1 protein-coding gene is annotated in these 248 nt (G+C 57.3%); it reads right to left on the bottom strand.

The genetic code is table 11. The features are described 5' to 3' along the window. The coding region (locus SB771_RS36125; protein WP_410722179.1) for a DDE-type integrase/transposase/recombinase at positions 1-248 on the bottom strand (248 nt) is incomplete at both ends.

The following is a 248-nucleotide window of genomic DNA, read 5'->3' as shown; positions in this document are numbered from 1 at the left end:
CTCTGTCGGAATGATGAATCAAAGTCCCGTCCTCACCCGGTTGGCGGGCGTACAGCGCTTGTTCAAGTGCATCCAGAACGAAGTCCGTGGTCATCGACGAGCTGACGCGCCAGCCAACAATACGGCGGGCAAACACGTCGATCACGAATGCCACGTACAGCCAGCCTTGCCATGTCGAGACATACGTAAAATCCGACACCCAGAGCTGATTCGGTCGGTCAGCCTTGAACTGCCGGTTGACTCGGTCC

This window comes from Burkholderia sp. SIMBA_051, from assembly GCF_046534915.1.
GTDB classification, from domain to species: Bacteria; Pseudomonadota; Gammaproteobacteria; order Burkholderiales; family Burkholderiaceae; genus Burkholderia; species Burkholderia ambifaria.
Note: the sequence above shows the minus strand (reverse complement) of the source record. Positions and strands in the feature narration are given on the sequence as shown.